This window comes from Pseudomonas sp. FW507-12TSA (assembly GCF_058781435.1).
The window spans coordinates 160534-176683 of sequence record NZ_JBYSWT010000004.1 but is presented as its reverse complement, the minus strand read 5'-3'; the positions used below and the strand labels follow the sequence as shown (position 1 = coordinate 176683).

The following is a 16150-nucleotide window of genomic DNA, read 5'->3' as shown; positions in this document are numbered from 1 at the left end:
GCCTACACCTCGGCGATTTTCAGATCGGCCGGCGGCAGGAAGCCAGGATGCACCGCCTTGTTGCGCTGGCTCACCTCCCCCACTCGAGTGGCATCGCCAAAGCGCTGGTAGGCCACCACCAGGGCCGGCAGGCTCTGCTTGGGCGACAGGGTCAGCAGCCGCACTCCGGTGGACGACACCGCCGTGAGATGGCCGAACAGCTGCTGGCGCAGGCTGTTAAGAGCCTGGTAATGCAGGGCATCGGCCTTGAGCGCGGCCTGCCAGATCACCTCATTGAGGGCATCGCGCAGGCTCAGCACATCCTCGGCCACCGGTACATCCAGGCGGCGTACCGGCTGGACCGCCTGCTGGGCCACCGAAGGCGTGGAGTTGAGCTTGACCACCGGCGCTGCCGCCGGCATCTGCGCGACCTGGTAGCCGAGCTTCACCAGCAGCATGTCCTGCACCAGGTTGGCCATGGCCTGGGCCGCGGCCACCGTGTCCTTGCCGGTGGTGAGCTTGGGCGTATCGATCTTCTTCGCCGCCTCGACCTGTTGCGAAGCGTTGGCCAGCACCCCTCGATAACCCTCGCGGGCGAAGTCCTTGAGCTCGCGGATGTCCTTGAGCAAGCCCTTGAACTCGGCGCTGACCTCCCTGGGCAGCTCCTTGAGCGCCAGCACCAGCTGGCGCAGGTCCTTGTAGGTGTCGATCAGCTCCTTGAACTCATGCTCGATCACCGCGTAGACGTCCTTGAGGCAATCGCGCAGTTCCTTGACCGCGATCCGTGCGGCCTTGATCAGGCTGATGACCTCCTCGAAGCGCCGCACCGCCGAACCCAGCAGGCTGTCGGCGGCCACCAGCAATTGCTCGCGGGAGTTGACCACCGCCGTGGGGAACAGCAGCGGCTGGTCGGGGTGGAACTTGAGGGCGAACGTCACCAGGCCGCCGTCCTGGCGGGTATGGGTCATTTCGCACTCGCCGACCTTGACCTGCATCCGTCCCAGCCAAGGGTGGACCAGTTCCCCGGCCCCCTGCTCCAGGGCCTGGAGCAATTGGTCGCGCTGCTCCAGGCAGTTCTCGCCCACGATGAAGGCCGTCAGGTCGTGGACCTTGGCCTGCTGGCCGAGCCCTTCATAGAAGGGCTGGTCGCGCTGGGGGTACTCATGCAACTGGCCCTTCTGGCCCACCGGGGTCTTGGCCTGGTCGACCCAGAAACCGACGCCGCGAAACGACGCCGGCAACAACCGATCACGCCAGCTCATTGGAACCTCCTAGGGAAAGTGAGCGATAGCCGATGCGCGGAGTCACCGCCAGGCCCGGCTGGTTGGTCTGCGGCTGGCTGGTGCGCATGCCCGCCGGGGCGTTTTCGAAGCGCACCGTCAGGCCGCCTTCGAGTTGCGTGCGATTGTTGGCTGCACTCTGCTGCACCAACGCGCCGGAGCCCTGGTTCAGGTTGCGCGCCGCCGGCGAAGCCTCGGCACCGAAGAATGCCGGGGCCAACTGGCCCTTGCCTTCGGCGTTGGTGCGCTGCTGGGCCTCGGTCAGGCCTTCGACCTTGCCGGTGATCTTGGCGATGAAGCCGCCAAAGCTGCCGCCGAGCATTTCCCGGATACCACCCAGGGTGCCCTTGAGCTTGTCCCAGAACGCCGAGAACCAGTCGGCGATGGGCTGCCAGTTGGCCGTGACCATGTCCATGGGCGACCAGTTGAACAGCTCCTGCAAGAACCCCTGGACCGGCGCCGTGACCGCCAGCAGTGAGTCCCACAAGCCACTGAAGAACCCGGCCACGGGCTCCCAGGCCGCATTGACCAGCGGCATCGGCGACCAATCGAACAGCGCCCGAAAGAACTCGCCCACCGGCGCGCTCAGCGCCAGCAACTGGTCCCAGGTGGCCGAAAAGAAGTCCATCAGCGGTTGCCAGTTATTGATCACCAGGCCCAGGGGCGACCAGTCGAACAGGGTCTTGAAGAACCCCAACACCGGTTCCGCCTGGGCCCGCAGGCCATCCCAACAGCGTCCGAAAAAGCCCAGCAGCGGCTGCCAGTTATTGATCACCAGGCCCAGGGGCGACCAGTCGAACAGGGTCTTGAAGAAGCCCTTCACCGGTTCCGACAGCGCCCGCAGGCCATCCCAGCAGCGCCCGAAAAAGCCCAGCAGCGGCTGCCAGTTGTTGATCACCAGGCCCAGGGGCGACCAGTCGAACAGGGTCTTGAAGAAGCTCATCACCGGCACCGACAGTGCCCGCAACAGCTCCCACAGCGCCGAGAACAACCCGGTCAATGGCTGCCAGTTATCGATCACCAGCCCCAGCGGGCTCCAGGAAAACAAGGTCTTGAAGAAGTCCAACAGCGGCAACGCCAGGGCCTGGATGCCCTGCCACAAGCCACTGAAGAACTCGCTGAGCGGTGCCCAGGCCTGGGTCGCCTCGCCGACCACCGAGCTCCAGAGCCCGGAGAAGAACCCCGTGAGCGAGCCCCAGGCGCCGGCCAGGGCCTGCAACGGGCTCCAGCCGAACAGGCTCTTGAAGGTGGCGAAGGCCACCTGCGCCGCCTGCTGCAGGCTGTTCCAGATCCCGCTGAAGAACCCGGATATCGGCTCCCAGTAGGCCACGATCAAACCAGCGGCCACGGCGATCGCCGCCGCCACGATGCCCACCGGCGAGGCCAAGAGGCCGACCACCGCCGCCAGGCCCATGGCCCCAGTGGTAACCACGGTGAAGGCCACGGCCGCAGCGGCCAAGCCTTCCACCAGGGCCGGGTTGTCGGCGATGAAGCTGCCGATGCTGCTGATCAGCGGCGTGAGCCCGGTGATCAGCTGGTTGACCGCCGGCAGCAGTGCCTGGCCCATCTTCAGCGACACCCCTTGCAAGGCGTCGTCGAACTGCTTGAGGTGAGCCGAGGTTTCACCCAGGGGCACTTGCGGTGCCTTGAGCTGGGTGAGTTGCTGGCTGCTGGCTTGCAGGTCGTCCTCGGCCTTGATCGCCTGCTTGATGCCATGGATGAACGGCTCCAGCAAACCTCCACCCTTGATGAAGCCGCCCAGGTCGAGGGAGCCGAGGCCACTGTCCTCGATGCTCTTCTTGAAGGCGCCGATCCTGGCGCGGATCCCCGACATCTGGGCTTCGAGTTTCTGTGCGCCGAGCACCACCACGGACATGTGCACCGTGGTCTGGATGTTCGTCAGGCTCATGCTTTGTTGAATATTGGCCATCACTGCACCTGCTGCATCGCATTGATCCGTTGTGCGTGCTCCAGTGACTCGCGGAGCACATCCAATGGCCTGGCCATCATCTGTTCGGGGTCAACCTTCCAGAACCAGGCCAGGTCATAGGCGGCCGCGATCAGGTCGCCGATGGCTGCGACGCCGCACTCATGAAAAAACTCGCGACGGCCCAGCTCAGGCCGTTGAGGTCGGCCAGGTCCAGCTGGTTCACCGAGGACGGTGGGATACCGGCGCAGACCGCGATGTACTTGGCCGCGACATCCATGTCCAGGCTCACTTCCTCGCTCTTGTCGATCCGGTACGGCAGCGCCTTGATGTTGCGCACCTCTTGCACCGTCGGGCGGCGCAGGGTCAGTTCGTCGAGCGTTTCGCCGTGGGCCTCGATGGCCACTTGCAGCTTCACGACTTGAGTCATTGCCAGGTCCCCTTCACGCCGTTGAACACCAGCGCGATGCTGGCGTCGTCGCCCTTGGATACCGGCTCGTCCACCAGGTAGGCGCCGGCCAGGACGAAGACCTTGCCGTTGTTGAATTCGCAGGTGACGGTCATGTCGGTACCGGCCACCAGCTGCTTGAGCGGGAAGTCCGGGGTGTGCAGCGCCGTGACCTTGAACGTCGGGGTGACCTCGACTTCCTTGTAGAAACCCGGCACGACGGTTTCACGCTTGGTGGACATCAGCGGCGCCTCGCAGCCGCCGTTGATCGTCAGTTGAGCACCGTCGACCTTGACGTAGCAGGTGCCCGCAATCACTTGACCCATGGTGTTTCTCCCTTCAATAAAAAGCCCACGCAAGGTGGGCTGGATTCACAGTCGAACGCGCGTTCAGGCGACGTTGTCGTACTGCAGGCGGAACTGGTTGAGCAGCGCGAACACTCGCAGGCCGTTGATGTAGTCCGGCGGGAACAGCACGTTGATGCGGTTCGGGTCCCGGGCATCGCGTTCCACCACCAGGTGCTCGGCGAACAGCTCGGCGTTTTCCACATGGCCTTCCAGCTCCAGCTTGGCGTACTGGGCGATCAGCTCGCCGCGAATGGTGCTCGGGGTGACGATCGGCTGGCCGGCGCCGAAGCGGGTGCCGTCGGCGGCCAGCTTGTGGCGCCCGTACTTGCTGGTGATCACGCTTTGCAGGCGGCGCACGATGTAGGCCGACTGGTGCAGGGTCTCGCTGTCCAGGTAGGAGTTGTCCGCCTGGCCGAAAGCGTTCTTCTGGTAGGTGGTGATCGAACGCTGGATGCGCACGTAGCCGCCTTCGTAGTAGGCGGTGGCGATGCCGTAGTTGAGCAGCGACTGGCGCTCGGTCAGGGTGAAGCGCTCGCTGGCCGCGGCCGGGTCCAGGCCCGGCAGGCTGCCGCTCTGGGTCGGACGGCTGGCATCGGCGGAGATGAACACCGCGGTGCGCGCGGCCAGTGCCGCAGCCTGGACCCAGGCCGGTTGCGGAACGCCCGGTTCCAGGGCCTGGATGGTCATGTGCTGGTCGTTGCGCGCCTGCCCGGCGGCGACCAGGGTGCCCACGGTGCCGCGCTTGGCGGTGTAGACATGGCCGAACAGCTGCTTGGCCCAGGACCAGCGACCCACGCTGTCATCCATGACCGCTTGCCAGGTGTTGAGGCTGGCGACGTCGGTCCAGGGCATGCAGATGAACTCGAACGGTTCATCGCCCAGGGCGGCGACCGCGGCGACCTGGTCAGGCACGCCGGCACCACCGGCCATCTTGCCGATGACGATGGCCAGGCCTTCCGGGGTGCTCTCGCCATTGCTCTTGCCCAGGCGATTGAGCTGCAGGCTGATGTCGTTGCCGCTGTCGCCGGTCCACTTGGCGTTCAGGGTCACCACGCCTTCGGCGGCGCTGGCACTCAGCGGCAGGTCGGCCGAGGTGTTGATCTTCTGCACCAGGGCGGTGGCCGCCTGGGCTGCGGTGGCGCCCTTGGCGATGGCGGCCTGGACCCGCACGCCGCCCACATAGAGGTTGAGCACGCCGCTCTCGGTGGCGCTGCCGGTCAGGGTCAAAGTGCCCTTGGCCACGCTGCCCTCGCTGTTGTGCAGCGGCAGGCACCAGATCTCGCCGACCGGGTCGGTCTTGCGGAAGGTCTCGTACATGGAGGCCAGCATCGAACCCTGGCCGCCGATGCTCTTGGCCAAGGCCACGCTGGACACCAGCACCAGCTTGCCCACCTCGCTGGCGGGCACATTGTCGTTGACCTGGGCGACGATCAGCCGGCGCATGGCCGACGAGGCGCTATTGGCCGCCGAATTGTCCATCTCGGCATAGAACAGCGGAACACGAATGTCCGCGGGGATATTGCTGAATCCGATCGCCATTATTGGGCTCCCTTCGGTTGTGCCGCTTGCACGGCGTTGATGGTGATATCGCCATCGGCCAGACGGCGACGCCACCAGGCGTTGTCCGTGACTTCGCGGCCGGCGGCCGGCAGCAGGTCGCCCGCTTCCGGATCGGGTACGGCGCGGCCAGCGGCCGGCAGCACGGTGATGCGTTTGCTCATTGCTTCAGCTCTCCTGAGAAAGTCAGCTCCAGGCGCCCATCGGGGCCCGGGCTTTTCAAATTGGGATCCGCCGGATCGATGGCATCGACCCGCACCGTGACCCCGGTAAAGGACGGCAAGCCGTCGAGTTCACGTTCATGCCAGGTTTCCGCCGGCTGCCCGGAACGATTGCGCCCCAACTGGAACTCGGCGAAAAAGCGCAGGCGATAGAGCAACCGCTCATTGCCCACCGGCACCAGCTCACCGCCCTCGTACTGGATCGGGCTGTACTCGGCCCCGGGCTTGAAACCCACCAGCGCGCGCCAGAGATCGGCGCGCAGGTTGTAAGCCTGCGTCTGGGCCAACAATTCTTTTCCAGGGGGCGATTTGAGTACCAAGAGAACTTCGAAGAAGTCGACAACTATGTTATTTGAGTCTTTCGACGGGCCTTGGGTGACTCGATTCGATCGCGGAGAAACATAAAACGCAGGAAGAATTGATATAGGAGCTTTACTTAAGGCTTCGGAATCTCCTATAAATCCGACCGCCGCCGACACTGAAAGATCACTTGAAATCTGGGCAACTATAGATCCGACATCCATAAACCTCCCTAATCACTCATAGAGCACCAAGACTGAACTAACATTCGAACAACAAAAAATATAAAGCGAGATATCACATACCGGCCGCAAGTAGTGGCATATTTATTATTGGCGCAGGTATTTTCAAAGTAGCGATACTCAATTGAATCGTTTTCCTTGAGTAATCAGGAAACCCAATTTCTGGACTGCCAAACCAACGATCCGCAAAAGATTTCTGGCCAAATGGATTAATCAAAAAATAACTATCCACTCCATAATCCCACGGCAGGCTGTAAAGCCATACCCCAAAAGCAAAGCTCATGTTCACAAACTCAATTGGAACCCAAGCCTGCGCCCCTCCCATAAATCGCATGATCTTATAATTACTATCGAACACTATTCGATTCTGCGAATCTTTAACTTGCATTCCGAAGCCACTGGATTCAGGTGGATTTACTCCACAAGCACGAAACTTCCCTGAAAAATTCAGATTATTAGCTGGATACCGTCCCACAATATAGAAAGTGAAGCCAGTCCATTTTCTAGAAGATCCGATATTTTGAAAGCCAATGTTTATACCAACGCCATCTGGAGAAATAAAAACAAGAGGTGGACAGTCAGTCTCTATAGGTGAATCATAAGTAACCTTTACCCATCCTCCATAGTGCTGATCAACACTCTCAACTGAGTAGGCACCAAACGCCATAACATGAAGAACAGAGTTCTCATCATCAATGATTGTTTGCCCTTGGGCTCCAGTGCAGATGATCCCGTAGTTCATTTGTAATGTACCGCCAATATCAAATAAGTTTGCGTGGACACTCCAAAGTAGGCATAAAGCTCAGGATCAATAGCTGGAAACTTGACCGCGGCATTAGGGTAATCCCCAACAACCTCGTATATTGGAAGATAGTTATCTCCCGTAGAGTTAGCCGTAACGACAACCACTCCCTTACTCGGATCAAACCCAGCAAGAGCTATTGTTTCACCCTTGATTGAAAACCCTGTTCTTTCATACAAGCAAACAGTACGCATAGAAAAGGAATTCAGATCTAAATTTGTCGCGTCATTCTCATCAAAAAAACGTATTCCGTACATCCTCCCTCCGAACACTTCAGGCAAGACTTACAACCAGCCAAAAGCCATCACAAAAATTAGAAACCATATTCACAACGAAAGATTTCCAATTTTAACTCTTAGTTTATTATTCTCATCGTAGACTTTAATCACATCTGCCCGCTGTTCTATTCTTCCCCCGACGCCAGCACTATTAGTCGAGAACCCTCCGTTTTTATCAAGCATCCACAAAGGTCGCCCCAAACTATCTTTCACGTCGGACTGAATGGTCCCTTTGATTTTTGCATTATCAATAGCGCCGTCTTTAATAAATAAAGAATCTATATACACCTTGTTATTTTCAACAACGAACGGGTATTTGACCTCATTGGAGTTAGGGTCAACCACAGCAAAAGTGCTGGCAGCAATAAGCACTTGGCTGACCATTCCTCCAGGTGTGTCCTCAACTCCCACACCAATGCCTGCAACATAAGGGCGTCCATCCTTCATCATTTGAGTCTTGATGGTATACATTGCATTAAGCTCGTCCTTTAGGGCTTTGATCTCTACAGCAGAGCCGCCCCCAGACTCAATCTTCTCCAACAGTGTCTTACTCAATTGAGAGGAAGATATCTTGTCACTCAAGTACTCAAGAATCGGCCCAGCGTCATTGCTGGCCTGTCCAATCACCGATTTTGAATAAGCGCCAACATTTCCTATCCGGTCCACCAATCTTGCCCAGAAGAAAAATGTTGCTCCTGATGCCAGGCCCATGATGGTCAGGTCGGTCTGCGGGTAGGCGTAGTCGCCGAACTTGGTGGCCGTGGCTACGTCGCTGCCCTGGCTGTACCAGATCTCGGTCCGTTGCAGGTCGGCGGTGCTCAGCCCGGCCGGGATGCTCCACTTGAGCTTGATGCCGAACACGATCGACTCGGCGTTGAAGGAAGCCACCATCGGCGGCGGTGTGGTCTTGCCGTTGAGCACGGTCTCGACCGAGGTGGCGAACACCGAGCCGATGTCCAGGGCGTTGATCGCCCGGACCTTGGCCACGTAGCGCCCGGCATAGATACCGCTGACCTCGAAGGCGTTGCCCCCGGTACGTCCGGCGAACACCCAGTCCCCGTCGTTCTTGCGCCAGTGCACCTCGTAGGCGATGGCGTTGTCCGGGCGCTCCCAGTCGATGGTCATGACCCCGACCGCGCTGCCCTGGTCGACGAAATGCTCGTTGCGCACCCGCACGTTCTTCGGTGGGTTCTGCACGCTCGGCGGGATCACCGTCACCGGTGGCTGGTCGATGCGCGCGCCGTTGTCGATCGCCGCGAACTTGGCGGCGACATGCTTGACCGCGCTGATGCTGTACTTGATCGCCGAGCCGGAAAAATCCTCGGCCACCGACAACACGCGAAACTGCTGGACCGCCAGGGTCGGCGAATCGATGGCCCACATCGAGTGCACCGGTGGCAGCTCCTCGAGTTTTTTCTCCAGCACCACCCGCTGCACTTCAGCGGGAAAGCCGGTGGTGTCGAGGGTGGTGGCGCCGCTGTCCCAGGTGATGCCGGTGCTGTCCCAGGTCAGTGGATAACCCACGGACTTGATCACCCGGGAGATCGCCTTGCCGGTGGGCATGATCAAGGTCAGGGTATCGCCGGGGTAGGCCTTGACGTCGGCATCCAGCACCAGGGCGTCCAGGGTCGCCGAGCGCAGGCGCCCGCCGATCCGCCGGCCGGCCCGGTCGTTGTCCGCCACGCGGATCACCTGCCCCGGACGCACCAGGGTGCCGTCCAGGCCCACGGAAAAACTCACGCTTTCGGTTTCCAGGCGGTTGGTCAGCAGCGCCCATTTGCCGATGCGCTGGGCCTGGGCCTGGGAGGTGCAGCCGGTGGCGGTGATCTCGGTCTGCTGCACGCCATAACGGGCGATGCCTTCCGGATCGTCGACGTACTGCACCTTCTGCCGGTAGAAGTCCGCCGGGTCGTTCCAGCTCACCAGGGCCACGCTGTAGCGGGTCTTTTTCGCCGAGCCGCCGTAGACGAACTTGCCGTCGATCACGTTGGCGTTGCTGTAGGTGTACACCGGGTCTTCCGGCATATCGGCCACCGCCATCACCGAGCCTGCGCCCCAATAGGCCATGCCGCGGAAGGTGGTGGCCAGGTCCTGCAGCACTTTCAGCGCATCGGCACGCACCGAGAGATAGAGGTTGCAGGTAAAGCGCGGCTCGGTGCCGCCCTTGCCATCGGACACCGGTTGGTCGCAGTACTGGCCGATGCGGTACAGCTCCCACTTGTCCACCTGGGCGGCGTTGAGCAGGTGCCCGAGGCCATAACGCTGGTGCAGCAGCAGGTCGTAGTAGATCCAGGCCGGGTTGTCGGTCCAGGCCGACTTGAAGGTGCCGTCCCACACGCCGCTATAGGTCCGGGTGGCCGGATCGTAGTTGCTCGGCACGCGGATGATCCGTCCTTGCAATTCGAAGGAGCGGTTGGGAATCGACTGGAACTGCGAGGCATCGAACTGCAGGCCGATGATCGCCGAACCCGGGTAGCGTAACTTGGCGTCGATCACGTCGGTGATGGACTCCACGCTGGTGGTATCGGCGATCGCCCCGCTGCTGGAGTTCGTCGTCAGCCGCCGCACCCGCACGCTCCAGCCGGCCTTGGCCGCTGGCAGGTCGACCCGGTGGGAGCGCTCGTACTTGCTGGAGCTCTTGCCGCTGAAGGCCGATTGCAGCACTTCGACGAACGCCCCGCCATCGGTGGACAGCTCGATGACATAACGCACCGTGTAGCCGTTGGTGTCGCCGTTGCTGGTGTTGGTCTGGGCCAGGCGCGAGACCGCCAGGCGGATGCGCACCGCCGACAGTTGCAGGTTGGTGATGGCGCGGGTCCAGGGTTGGTCGCTGCGCAGTTCCACCGCCACCTGGGACTCGTTCTCCACCGCCGGAAAGCCCGGGATGTAGGTCTGGTCCTGGCTGCCGTTGCGGGTCTCGAGGCTGACCCCGGAGAAGTTCAGGCTGCCGTCGGCGTTGGCCAGGGGCGTCTCGTTGAGGAACACCGAGCGCTTGCCGTTCTTCAGGCCCACGATCTCGCCTTCACTGACGAGATCGAGGATCCGGGCATAGGCCGTGCTGTGCAGGCTGTCCGGGGCTTCCACGGAGGGACGGGGCGGCTTGGCGCCGCCGCCCTTGCTACCGGCGAGAATGGGGTCGGTCATGGCTTTCCTTCAGGCGAAATGAGGCCCGCGGCATCGCAGGCAGGTGGAAGACGGGAATGCTTAGAGTTGGTCCTGGGCGTAGATGCCGGAGCTGATCACGGTGCTGCCGATGGTCAGCTGGCCATAGAGCAGGCCCACCGGATTGCCCTGGGCCGTGGTGTTGAGTGGCCCGTTGAAGCTGTAGCTTGGGCGGTTTTCCGGGCGTTCCTGGGCGCCCAGGCCCTTGGGCATGGGCGCGAGCATCTGCGTCACGCCGCCCATCACCAAGGTCGCTCCGGTCATCATCATGGCAGTGACTGCCGGGCCGGTGAGAAAGCCGAAGGGGTTGTAGTAGGCCACGGCCATCAACACCGCGCCGAGGATGGTCTGCAGGCCCCCAGCGCGCTTGGAGCCGCCGAGCACCGGGGCGATGCGAATCACCTGCTTGCCCAGGGGCTGGTGGATATCGGTCTCGGACAGGTTGCGCCGGCCGTTGAACACGGCGAAGCGCAGGCCCTTGTCGGCGCTTTGCACCATGTAGCGCTCAAAACCCGGGAACTGCCGGAAGTAACCCATCACGTCCTTGAAGCCTGCGCTGATGGCCACCCGGTGTTCACGCCCGAACAGCCGTGCCAGGGAGCCGGACAGCAGCACGGTTTGCATCTTTTGTGGTTCTACGGCCAAGCCCATGGGGTTCTCCTGGCGATAAAAAACCCGCCGCGGCGGGTTGGGATGGACAACGCAGACCGCTGTTTCAGAGCTGGTCCTGGGCGTAGATGCCGGCGCTGATCACCGAGCTGCCGACGATCAACTGGCCATAGAGCAGGCCCACCGGGTTGCCCTGGGCCGTGGTGTTGACCGGGCCGTTGAAGCTGTAGTTGGCACGGTTGTCGGGACGGTCCATGGCCCCCAGGCCCTTGAGCTGCGGCGACATCATCTGCATCACCCCGCCCATGGCCAGGGAAATGCCCATGCTGGCGGCGAAGGTCCAGCCGCTGGAAGCGCCGGTGCCGATCAGGCCTGAGGCAGTACTGCCAGTGGCGGCTATGCCACCGGTGAAATAGGAGGCCGCCACCACCAGGGCGACGCCAATGATGGTCTGCAACCCGCCCGAGCGCTTGCTGCCGATCAGCAGCGGGGCAATGCGGATATCGCTGCTGCCGCAAGGAGCATGCAGGCGATCCTGGCCCAGGTTGTCGCGCCCGAGGAACAGCGAGTAGGTCACCCCGCGATCCTTGGATTCCATCAGGAAGGCCTCGAATCCCGGCACCAGCACGCACAAGGCGCGGATCGCCTCCGCAGCGCTGCCCACCGCCAACCGATGCACCCGGCCGAAGCGGGCTCCCAGCGAGCCGTACAATCGCACGACCCGGACTTTTTGCTGATTCATCACATGACTCCCAGGAAGAAAGATCCCCGGTTGGCAGCCGGGAAAGGCAGCGGCCTCAAGCCGACGCCATGAGCTGGCGATGGCGCCAGATGCTGACCGTGACCTCGTCCCAGTAACCGCCATAGGTGTCGCGCTTGCTGTCGCGGCCATAGAGGTGGTGCAGGATGGAGCCCGGCGCCGGGTAGTGCGCAGGCTCGCTCTTGAGCACGCCATCGGCCAGGTAGATTGCCGCGTGGTTGGGCACCGGCGAGCGGATCTGCATCAACACCACGTCGCCCTGGCGCAGGTCCCCTACCCGCTCGAAACCGGCCTCGGGCAAGTGCTCCAGGTAGAGGTTGCCGCCCTTGTCCCACCAGCCGTCCTCGCGCTGGTAGTCGCCCAGTTCTATACCCAGCTCGCGCCGGTAGTAGTCGAGGATGATGCTCAGGCAGTCGTGCACGCCATGGGCGAAGGCCCGGCCAACCAAGGGTGCCTGGTAGCCGTTGGGCGCCAGCTGGGCCCACTGGCCAATGCGCGGCTGGCCGGCGTCGTCCGCCAGCACCTGGACGATGTGCCAGGGCAACCCGGAGGCCTCGCAGGCCACCCGGTCCGCCTCGCTGGGCGTGGCCGGGTAATCCGGATGGCTGTGGATCACCGCCAGCACCTCGCCGCGCTCCTCGGCTGCCGCATAGTCCGCGGGAGCCAGGCGAAAGTGCTCGCTGGGGGTCGCGGCGGTATTGCGACACGGCACATAGACCCGCCGCCGGCCCTCGCGAATCAGCAACCCGCAGCACTCGCGGGGGTATTCGGCCAGGGCGTGGCGCTCGATGGCCGCAAGGTTCGCCTTGTTCATGTTCAGCTCCGTAGCAGGCCCGCCGCAGGAAACGAACCGTAGGGCAGCGGGTTGTTCTCGCCGAAACGCAGCTTGCAGCTGCTCAGGCGCCCGCCGCATTTATCCTTGGCGGCATCGGTGACGATCACGTCGTTGACGTCCGCCACCGGGCCGCCGTTGTAGCCACAGTAAGGGCCGCGATAACCGCCGCAGCTGAGCCACCAGCAGACGTTGGCGACGATCTGCCGGCGCGGAAGCTGCACGCCGTTGAAATCCAGGGCGCTGGATAGCTCGAACTGCACTACCTCGTTGTCTTCGGCGACCTTGCGCTCGACGTACCAGATGTCCGGCGGCAGCTCCTCCTCGGGGTCGGCCTCGGGCTGGCCGTCCAGGTACTTGCCCAGGGTCCGGTGACGAATCAGCCGGGCCCCTACCAGGTCTTCGAAATACAGCACCAGGGCGGTGATGAAACCATCGACGTTGCCCACCGACAGGGTCGGGGTCGGCTGCGAGCCCTTGCCGGTCATTTCGAAGCCCTCGGCCTGGATCGGCCAGGGGGAATACTCGAGCCCCTGCCAGAAGATCGACGACTGCTGGGGGTAACCGTGAAAACGGTAGAGTTCGGCGCCGAGGCTGGTGGCGTCGAGCTCGAAAAGCTCCACCCACGCGCCAGGCTCCAGGGTCTGGATATCGGCCGTAATTGGCATCGTGTTTCCTCAAGGCAAAAAGAAACCCGCGCGATGGCGGGTGGGTGGGCGCTGGCTGCGGCTAGATCAGGCTGCGAGCCTCTGCGCGTTTCTCTGCGATATCGGCTGGGATGTCCTGGCCGGTTTCCAGCTTGCGTACCACCAGCCAGTCGGTCTGGCGCAGGTATTCCCGGGCCTCGTTGGCTTTCCGGTCCTGCTCAGTGAAGGTTTTCTTGCTCTGCGAGAAGTCCATGGTCGTCCTCGACGGTTGGAGTTACGGGGGGCTGTGCGGGGTGATCGGTGGGGATATCCACCGGGCCGTTTGTGGTGACAGTGACGGGTGCCGGGAAGCGGATGGCCTCGGTGGCCGTGGCTTCGTCATAGGGCATGAGCAGCGTGATCGACAGGACGCCTTCGGCGGACATGACGGCCTTGTCGGCGAACAGGGGTGAGTCGATGGCCTCGAGCGAAAGTTCGTAGCCCTTCTCAAGCGGTGAGAAGTCGAACGTTGCGCCGTTGATGGTGATGGCGTAGCCATCAACTTCGACCGAGTCCAGTTGCTTCCAGCTCGGAGCGTACATCGGGGAAAACTTGATAATAATCATTATTTCCACCTCCCAATGGCTACATACCTAAGAAATGTTGAAGCCTGCCCGGATGGCGAAAAGGCCCTTCCTGTAGCCTGGTTTGAGTTGGACCAATCTGCTGTGGCCCAGCAATAAGCTTCCAGGTGCGCCGATGCCCCCCATATAACAACTGGCTCGTAAACGAAGGAAGCCGCAAAGTTATAAGTGATCGGATCGGATATATATACCGACGCCGTTTGAGTTGATGTCTTGACTCGAGAGGGGCTTGCAAACCAGCAGATCATGGTCCCATCAGGAAACTTGATCGCGCTGCCGTTAGCATTACCGATGTATTCAGGGGTCAATCTTACCCAAGGCTTGAGCTGGCCAGCCGCACACCCGCGCATCCACATGGAAGCGCTGTCGGTTGTAATCAAGACCTGTGTCCAGTTGGTTTGGTCGTACATGCTTACGTCAACTGTGCCCCACATGTTTGAAAGCGGTGTATTGAGCGTAGAAGCGGTGATTCTGTATTTACCCGATGAAATGAAAGCGTTCATGTCGTTCATTACGACGGATGAATCCTCACCCTGGAACCACGCGCCCCACACACCAGCTATGCGCCTGCGATGGAAAATAGGCGCATTCGAACCGACGGCGAATGTTGCTCGTTGCAGCACGTAATCGCCGATTCCGGCGTCCAGAGAGAAGACTTCGACTATCCAGTCCCCTGGCAGCGGAAGGTTCAAGCAATTGGAGTCGCACCAGATCTCGGTCCTTGACGTGAAGTTGTTCAAGTCAACGTTGGAGTTTCGAGGCAGGCGGGTGCCCTCCATCATGAACCGCTTCCACGTCTGCCAACTCGCGGTCTTGCGGCGGTACCACAGGTTGTCGGAGTCATGCGAGGCCGCTATCTGGGATGCGTAGTCATCATTACCGGGCAAATGGATGTATTCACCATTGGCAATGGTTGATGGCGCGCCCTTATAGTTTTTTGTCCATCCGTAGATACCGGCTCCGATGGGAGCGTCCATATCTGGGGCTCCCGGACCTTCTAGCGCTCTAGCTCCAAGTCCGAAGTCACCGACCGAAACAGTAAAGCGCCACTTGGTCCAAGCACTCCCAGACTTTCCACGGCTGTACATGCGGCCCGACGCCCAGTCTACAAACTGCTGCGCGCACGCCGTGGCGTTGCTACCAGCCTGTACGATCAGGGCACCGGTTCTCAACGTACCGTCGATGTTGAACTGGCCCACTACGTCACCGCCGGTGAGATAGTCGTTGGGGTTCAGGTTGTTACCTACGTAAGCCGCATCGTCCTTGGACCCGACTCCAAAATCACCTTGTTGCAGCAGCCGAGTCCACGGCGTCCATACATCACCGGCCTTGACTCGGCGGAACATGACACCAATAGAACCGTTAAAAGCCAATTGGGCCGCATATTTGGGGTCGGCATTTTGCAAATGAACGACGTAGTACCCCGTCTCCCTGGTAGGCAAGGAGTTCTGCCCGTTTTGAGGGAACACAAACACAAATGCGGAAACCGTGATCCAGCTAAGCAGGCGCTCTTCAAGAGTCGTTACCGAATCTCCTAGCCCCCAGCGTGTAAGAATCGCTCGCACAGCAGGGTCGAGACCAGGTCCGGTCTTGTCAGCAAGCGCCTTGGTCAGGGCATCGAGCTTACCGATCTCAGTACTGGCCTGCGCCGCTCGCTGATCCAGCTCGGCAAAGTTCTCATTGATGATCTGGGCACCGGTGCGCAGGTTGTCGCCGGTGCCATCGTTGGGCTGGGCGCCCGCCTTGATGGTTTTGAGGGTCATGGATGGAAGGCCTGTTCGAAGGTGGCGCTGAGGGTGTACATCCCTGCGCCCAACGGCGAGGGTTGATAGGTCTTGCAGCGGTACAGCCCCTGTTCTCCCAGGGGTGGGGTCCAGTAGAACGGCGTGGCGCCGCGGTGGGCGTCGATGAAGGCGATGATCGGCTTGATCCGGCTTTCGTCGCCGACGAAGGTCAGCGGCCAGGACTGGGTCTTGTTGTTGATGCCGTCCTGGACCACCTGTTGGTAGCCGTCGCCGAAGCGGGCCGACTTGAGGCGGAATTCGACGGTGCCCACGGGTTCCACCTTGGGTACCCAGGCGAAGGTTTCGATGGTCATGCTTTTCTCCGGGCGTGAGCCGTCGCGGCCGCTGGGTA

18 protein-coding genes are annotated in these 16150 nt (G+C 61.5%); all 18 read right to left on the bottom strand.

The genetic code is table 11. The features are described from left to right. Window positions 1-2: 2 nt before the first annotated feature. Complete coding sequence (locus tag AC3WK8_RS05765) at window positions 3-1241, bottom strand: DNA circularization protein (protein WP_022642614.1); 1239 nt, start codon at window positions 1239-1241, stop codon at window positions 3-5. Then, window positions 1228-3189, bottom strand: coding sequence for a phage tail tape measure protein (locus tag AC3WK8_RS05760; protein WP_256592224.1), 1962 nt, complete (start codon window positions 3187-3189; stop codon window positions 1228-1230). The genes AC3WK8_RS05765 and AC3WK8_RS05760 overlap by 14 nt, the downstream gene beginning before the upstream one ends. 130 nt (window positions 3190-3319) lie before the next feature. After that, the gene (locus tag AC3WK8_RS05755) at window positions 3320-3616 is read right to left on the bottom strand and encodes a phage tail assembly protein (protein ID WP_031321005.1); all 297 of its coding nucleotides are present in this window, start codon (window positions 3614-3616) and stop codon (window positions 3320-3322) included. Then, complete coding sequence (locus AC3WK8_RS05750) at window positions 3613-3960, bottom strand: phage tail tube protein (protein WP_022642610.1); 348 nt, start codon at window positions 3958-3960, stop codon at window positions 3613-3615. Before AC3WK8_RS05750 ends, AC3WK8_RS05755 begins: the two co-directional genes overlap by 4 nt. A gap of 63 nt (window positions 3961-4023) precedes the next feature. Beyond that, window positions 4024-5520, bottom strand: a complete 1497-nt coding sequence (locus AC3WK8_RS05745; protein WP_103324159.1) for a phage tail sheath subtilisin-like domain-containing protein — start codon at window positions 5518-5520, stop codon at window positions 4024-4026. Continuing rightward, entirely contained in the window at window positions 5520-5702 is a 183-nt protein-coding gene (locus tag AC3WK8_RS05740; RefSeq protein ID WP_058435841.1) for a DUF2635 domain-containing protein, read from the bottom strand. The genes AC3WK8_RS05745 and AC3WK8_RS05740 overlap by 1 nt, the downstream gene beginning before the upstream one ends. Further along, window positions 5699-6283, bottom strand: coding sequence for a phage tail terminator protein (locus AC3WK8_RS05735; RefSeq protein ID WP_404696894.1), 585 nt, complete (start codon window positions 6281-6283; stop codon window positions 5699-5701). The genes AC3WK8_RS05740 and AC3WK8_RS05735 overlap by 4 nt, the downstream gene beginning before the upstream one ends. A gap of 73 nt (window positions 6284-6356) precedes the next feature. Next, window positions 6357-7043: a hypothetical protein gene (locus AC3WK8_RS05730; protein WP_146043236.1), complete on the bottom strand. Its 687-nt coding sequence runs from the start codon at window positions 7041-7043 to the stop codon at window positions 6357-6359. Next, entirely contained in the window at window positions 7040-7360 is a 321-nt protein-coding gene (locus AC3WK8_RS05725; protein WP_146043235.1) for a hypothetical protein, read from the bottom strand. Before AC3WK8_RS05725 ends, AC3WK8_RS05730 begins: the two co-directional genes overlap by 4 nt. Window positions 7361-7429: 69 nt before the next feature. Beyond that, window positions 7430-10525 carry a TipJ family phage tail tip protein gene (locus AC3WK8_RS05720; RefSeq protein WP_103324158.1) on the bottom strand — a complete coding sequence of 1032 codons (3096 nt, stop codon included), beginning with the start codon at window positions 10523-10525 and terminating at the stop codon, window positions 7430-7432. 60 nt (window positions 10526-10585) lie between these two features. Continuing rightward, a complete protein-coding gene (locus tag AC3WK8_RS05715; RefSeq protein WP_103324157.1) occupies window positions 10586-11194 on the bottom strand; it encodes a tail assembly protein in 609 nt (202 codons plus the stop codon). Window positions 11195-11258: 64 nt separating this feature from the next. Then, window positions 11259-11894: a tail assembly protein gene (locus tag AC3WK8_RS05710; RefSeq protein WP_103324156.1), complete on the bottom strand. Its 636-nt coding sequence runs from the start codon at window positions 11892-11894 to the stop codon at window positions 11259-11261. Window positions 11895-11949: 55 nt separating this feature from the next. Beyond that, window positions 11950-12726 (bottom strand): C40 family peptidase, encoded by a 777-nt coding sequence (locus AC3WK8_RS05705; RefSeq protein WP_085599321.1) that lies wholly within the window; start codon window positions 12724-12726, stop codon window positions 11950-11952. 2 nt (window positions 12727-12728) lie between these two features. Continuing rightward, window positions 12729-13412: a phage minor tail protein L gene (locus AC3WK8_RS05700; protein WP_053134540.1), complete on the bottom strand. Its 684-nt coding sequence runs from the start codon at window positions 13410-13412 to the stop codon at window positions 12729-12731. Between the two features lie 61 nt (window positions 13413-13473). Then, entirely contained in the window at window positions 13474-13644 is a 171-nt protein-coding gene (locus AC3WK8_RS05695; protein ID WP_178087991.1) for a hypothetical protein, read from the bottom strand. Next, window positions 13610-13996 carry a hypothetical protein gene (locus AC3WK8_RS05690; RefSeq protein WP_178087990.1) on the bottom strand — a complete coding sequence of 129 codons (387 nt, stop codon included), beginning with the start codon at window positions 13994-13996 and terminating at the stop codon, window positions 13610-13612. The genes AC3WK8_RS05695 and AC3WK8_RS05690 overlap by 35 nt, the downstream gene beginning before the upstream one ends. Then, the gene (locus AC3WK8_RS05685; RefSeq protein WP_103324155.1) at window positions 13996-15777 is read right to left on the bottom strand and encodes a pyocin knob domain-containing protein; all 1782 of its coding nucleotides are present in this window, start codon (window positions 15775-15777) and stop codon (window positions 13996-13998) included. The genes AC3WK8_RS05690 and AC3WK8_RS05685 overlap by 1 nt, the downstream gene beginning before the upstream one ends. Continuing rightward, complete coding sequence (locus tag AC3WK8_RS05680) at window positions 15774-16112, bottom strand: phage tail protein (RefSeq protein ID WP_022643403.1); 339 nt, start codon at window positions 16110-16112, stop codon at window positions 15774-15776. The genes AC3WK8_RS05685 and AC3WK8_RS05680 overlap by 4 nt, the downstream gene beginning before the upstream one ends. Window positions 16113-16150 lie beyond the last annotated feature (38 nt).